At 46.7% G+C, this 5399-nt stretch carries 4 protein-coding genes and 1 pseudogene; all 5 read right to left on the reverse strand.

The window, feature by feature from the left end:
* Positions 1-69: 69 nt before the first annotated feature.
* Positions 70-708 carry a ribosome biogenesis GTP-binding protein YihA/YsxC gene (gene yihA, locus ACLTL4_RS10825; RefSeq protein WP_022119406.1) on the reverse strand — a complete coding sequence of 213 codons (639 nt, stop codon included), beginning with the start codon at positions 706-708 and terminating at the stop codon, positions 70-72.
* Positions 709-735: 27 nt separating this feature from the next.
* Complete coding sequence (gene lon, locus ACLTL4_RS10830; protein WP_412291479.1) at positions 736-3072, reverse strand: endopeptidase La; 2337 nt, start codon at positions 3070-3072, stop codon at positions 736-738.
* Complete coding sequence (gene clpX / locus ACLTL4_RS10835; RefSeq protein WP_022119404.1) at positions 3072-4367, reverse strand: ATP-dependent Clp protease ATP-binding subunit ClpX; 1296 nt, start codon at positions 4365-4367, stop codon at positions 3072-3074. Before clpX ends, lon begins: the two co-directional genes overlap by 1 nt.
* 87 nt (positions 4368-4454) lie before the next feature.
* On the reverse strand, positions 4455-5036 hold the full coding sequence (clpP, locus tag ACLTL4_RS10840; RefSeq protein WP_022119403.1) for an ATP-dependent Clp endopeptidase proteolytic subunit ClpP: 582 nt from the start codon (positions 5034-5036) through the stop codon (positions 4455-4457).
* Between the two features lie 42 nt (positions 5037-5078).
* Positions 5079-5399 (reverse strand): annotated as a pseudogene (gene tig, locus ACLTL4_RS10845) (trigger factor); the annotation flags it as partial.

Raw genomic sequence — 5399 nt, forward strand, 5'->3', positions numbered from 1 at the left:
TGCAAACACTATTTTAAAATGTGCGGCATTTCAGTTCTTTACACCTGCCAGGAAATCAACGATAAATTTTTATTCCGCATCCAGAAATCCTTCGATCACACTCCAGATTTCTTCTCTTCCTTGCTTTGTCTCTGCGGAAAACGGAATCACCAGTGTCCCTTTTTCTACCTGCAATCCCTGTTTGATGGCTTTGACCTGTTTCTGCACCTGGCTTCTCTTGATCTTATCTAACTTGGTAGCGATAATAATCGGTGAGAATCCATTATGCAGAACCCAGTCATACATCTGCTTATCGTTTGCGGATGGATCATGGCGGATATCGATCAGCAGAAAGACTGCTTTTAACTGTGAGGATTTATGCAGATAATCTTCGATCATCTTGCCCCATTTCTGCTTTTCGTTCTGCGAAACTTTGGCATAACCATAGCCCGGAAGGTCCACGAGATAAACCTTCTCATCCGCAGACACCATGCCCTGTGCTTCTTTTTTTGTCTCTCTGCGTCCGGTCACGGCATAGAAATTGATGGTCTGCGTCTTTCCCGGTGCCGAGCTGGTACGTGCAAGAGACTTTCGGTTCATCAGCCCGTTGATCAGAGAAGATTTCCCTACATTTGACTTTCCTGCAAATGCCACTTCTATTTGCCCGTTTTCCGGCAATTTGCTGGTAATGCCACAGACAGTTTCCAGTTCTGCATTCTTTACGATCATCTCGTTTCCTCCTGTTTTCCTTTTGTTCTATTTCTGACTGCAAAGTGCCAGTTCCAGCACTTCATCCATATTTTCCATAAAACGGATATCCAGTCCTTTTTTGATTTCGCCGGATATCTCCTGCACATCCACACGGTTTTTCTCCGGCACAAGCACCCTGTGCATACCTGCATTTTTCGCTGCCATCAGCTTTTCTTTGAGTCCGCCGATTGGCAGCACTCTGCCCCGCAATGTGATCTCACCTGTCATGGCAACATCTGCACGAACCGGGATCTCCGTGATCGCCGACAGGATCGCTGTTGCCATCGTAATACCTGCGGAAGGTCCGTCTTTTGGAACCGCCCCCTCCGGAATGTGGATATGTATATCGTGTTCCCGGAAGAATCCCCGGTCGATGTTCCACTTATCTCCGACAGATCGGATGTAGCTGATTGCTGTCTGTGCGGACTCTTTCATCACATCCCCGATCTGACCAGTTAGCTTGAAATCGCCTTTGCCCGGCATGCAGTTTACTTCCACCTGCAAGGTTACACCGCCGACACTGGTCCATGCCAGACCGCGTACGATGCCAACCTCATCTTTTTCATTGGCTTTTTCTACGTGGTAACGTTCTTTTCCGAGATAACGGCTCAGGTTGCTCTCTGTGATGCGGACTGCCGTTTTTTTCTCTTCGAGGATCTCTTTTGCCGTTTTCCTGCAGATCTCGCCGATGCGACGCTCCAGTCCCCGCACTCCGGCCTCTCTTGTATAAGATGTAATCATCTTTTTCAGAGCACCGTCCGAAACGGTAAAGGTATAATTTTCCAATCCATGTTTTCGGACCTGCTTTTTCAGAAGATGTTCCTTTGCGATATGCAGTTTCTCATTCTCCGTATAGCTGGAGATCTCGATCAGTTCCATACGGTCAAGAAGCGGACGCGGGATCCCCTGCACATCGTTTGCCGTTGCGATAAACAAAACTTCTGAAAGATCCACCGGGATCTCAATATAATGATCGCGGAATCTGACATTCTGCTCCGGATCAAGGACTTCCAGAAGAGCAGATGAAGTATCGCCTTTGTAATCACTGCTCACCTTGTCTACTTCATCCAGCAGCATCAGCGGATTTTTGACGCCTGCCATTTTCAGTCCGTTCGCAATACGCCCGGGCATCGCTCCGACGTATGTTCTTCTGTGGCCGCGGATCTCAGCTTCATCCCGCACACCGCCAAGACAGATGCGGACATATTGTTTGTTCAGTGCTTCCGCAATGGATTTTGCAATGGAAGTCTTACCGGTTCCCGGCGGGCCAACCAGACAGAGGATCGGACTGTCCCCTTTCCTGGTCAGCGTCCGGACTGCCAGAAATTCTAATACACGCTCTTTTACTTTCTCAAGTCCGTAGTGATCCTGATCCAGCTGCTTTCTCGCTGCGGAAATATCTTCGTTATCCTCAGACATTTTATCCCACGGCATTTCCAGCAGTGTCTCGATATAGCCACGGATCACTCCTGCTTCAGAAGTATTGCCTGCCGAATTAGAAAAGCGTTTGATCTCTTTTCGTATCTTCTCTTTGACTTCTTCGCCTGCCGTCAGCTTTTCCGTTTCTTCCAGAAAATGCTGTGCATCATCCAGCGTTGTGTCATCGCCCAGTTCTTCTCTTATTAATTTCAGCTGTTCTCTTAAAATATATTCTTTCTGATTTTTGTCGATACGTGCCTTTACCTTTTCCTGAAGCTGCACTTTGATCCGCATGATATTCTCTTCGTTTGCAAGAATCACACAGAGCTCTTCATAGCGGTCATACAGAAAAACAGCTTCCAGAATCCTCTGTTTTTCTTCATAGTACAGTGGAATATGGATCGCGATCTGATCTGTCAGATGCTCCAGATCTTCAATCTCCATGATCTGACGCACCAGCTCCTGGCTGATCTTGCCGTTTGCCTGTGCGTACTTCTGAAACAGTTCTTTCAGATTGCGGATCATCGCCTGCTGTCCGACTTCATCGCCTTTTCCCGGATAATCCTGATCTTTGACATCCGGGAACGTTGCAACTTTGGCGTCCAGATATCCGGCAGATGCTTCCATTTCCAGCAATTCCGCACGCTCCAGGCCTTCTACCAGTACGCGTATAATATTTTTCGGTAATTTCACAAGCTGTTTGATCTCCACAACGGTACCGATGTGATACAGATCATCGATCCCCGGATCTGAAGCTTCCGGATCTCTCTGTGTTACCACAAACAGTTTCTGGTCCGCTGTCATCGCCTGTTCGATCGCCTTTATCGATTTATCCCGGCTTACATCAAAATGCACGATCATCGATGGCAGGATCGTCATCCCTCGCAGTGCAACTGCCGGCATACGTGTTATTTCTTCACTCATTATGCTGTTTCTTCAACTCCATTTTTAAAGCGTCTGCCGCGTGGTTTTGCGGCTGTTTTTTCTTTATGTGTGAGGATTGGTTCTCCTGTGCCTTCGATCACTTCTTTTGTCACACCGCAGGAAGCGATCGTATCATCGGACGGTATGCGGTACATCAGATCCATCATAGCCTGTTCCATGATCGCACGCAGACCTCTGGCACCTGTCTTTCTCTCCAGTGTCTTGTCTGCAATGGCCTCGATCGCACCATCATCAAACTCCAGATCCACGCCATCCAGCTCAAACAGTTTTTTGTACTGTTTTACGATGGAATTCTTCGGCTCCTGCAAAATACGAATCAGGGTGTCACGATCCAGCGGATTCAGAGAAACGATGACCGGCACACGACCCATCAGCTCCGGAATCATACCGAATTTAATGAAATCCTGCGGAAGTACTTGTTTGAGTACAGCTCCGACATCCTCCGTCTTTTTCTCCTGAAGTGCCGAATTAAAGCCGATCGCCTTAGTGTCGGTACGGTTCTCGATGATCTTTTCCAGTCCTTCAAATGCTCCGCCGCAGATAAAGAGGATGTTTGTGGTATCGATCTGAAGCAGTTCCTGATGCGGATGCTTTCTTCCTCCCTGAGGCGGAACAGAAGCAACCGTACCCTCCAGGATTTTCAGCAGTGCCTGTTGCACACCTTCACCGGACACATCTCGGGTGATCGATGCATTCTCCGATTTTCTTGTGATCTTGTCGATCTCATCAATATAAATGATACCATGCTCTGCTTTCTTGATATCATAATCTGCTGCCTGAATAATCTTCAGCAGAATATTCTCCACGTCCTCGCCGACATATCCCGCTTCCGTCAGTGCTGTCGCATCTGCGATCGCAAACGGTACATTCAAAAGCTTCGCCAGTGTCTGTGCGAGCAGTGTTTTACCGGAACCGGTCGGACCAAGCATCAGGATATTACTTTTCTGCAGTTCTACATCCAGATCTTTTCCTGCAAGGATTCTCTTGTAATGATTGTAAACAGCAACAGAAAGTGCTTTTTTGGCCTCATCCTGTCCGATCACATAATCATCCAGGAATGCCTTAATCTCCTCCGGTTTCAGAAGATTGATCTCCTCATCCACCGTCATGTTAAATTCATCTTCTAATTCTTCTTCCAGGATTTCGTCACAGATTTCGATACATTCATCACAAATATAAACCCCATCCGGTCCTGCGATCAGCTTGCGCACCTGATCTTCTGATTTATTGCAAAAGGAACATCTTACTTTCTGTTCTCCTATTTTTCCTGCCATTTCAAACCTCCAAATAACAATATCAACATCATTCTGTTTCAATCGAAAAAGGGGCGTTGCATAATGGCAACACCCCTTCCTTTGTATCTAGTGATTGCTGATCACATCGTCGATCAGGCCATATGCCTTTGCCTCTTCGGCACTCATGTAATGATCTCTTTCTGTGTCTACCTCAATCACGCTGAGCGGCTGACCAGTATTTGCTGCCAGATGCTCATTCAGCTTTCTTCTGGTATCAATGATCTTATCTGCTACGATCTTGATATCAGATGCCTGTCCCTGTGCTCCGCCAGATGGCTGATGGATCATAATTTCTGCGTTTGGAAGTGCAAAACGTTTGCCTTTTGCACCGCCTGCCAGTAAGAATGCACCCATACTTGCTGCCATGCCCATGCAGATTGTGGAAACATCACATTTCACATAATGCATGGTATCATAAATTGCCCATCCTGCACTCACGGAACCGCCCGGGCTGTTAATATACAGATGAATATCCTTTCCCGGATCTTCAGATTCCAGGAATAAAAGCTGTGCAACGATCAGATTGGCACTTACATCATTTACTTCTTCTCCAAGAAAGATGATACGGTCTTTCAGAAGTCTTGAATAAATGTCATAAGTTCTCTCACCGCGGCTGGTCTGTTCCAGGACATAAGGTACTAAACTCATGTCAACACTCCTTCCACTTGCCATCATTGTCTGTCAATCGACTTATGCTTCTTCGCTTTTCTCTTCTTTTTTTGCTTCTACTTCTTTTGCTGCATCTCTTACCAGATCTACTGCTGCCTGGATTGCCAGGTCATCTTTCATCTGGTCGATCGCTGCATCGTCCATCAGAGATTTCACTTTGTCCAGCTCCATCTTGTAAGCGTCTGCCATTTTCTGCAGTTCTTCTTCTACTCTTTCATCAGAAATTTCGATATTCTCTGCTTTTGCTACTGCTTCAAGAACCAGGCTGTTCTGGATTCTCTTCAGTGCATCCGGTCTCATCTGCTCGAACAGTTTTTCTGCTGTCATGCCTGTGAACTGGAA

Source organism: Hominisplanchenecus sp. (assembly GCF_046967715.1).
Classification (GTDB): domain Bacteria; phylum Bacillota; class Clostridia; order Lachnospirales; family Lachnospiraceae; genus Hominisplanchenecus; species Hominisplanchenecus faecis.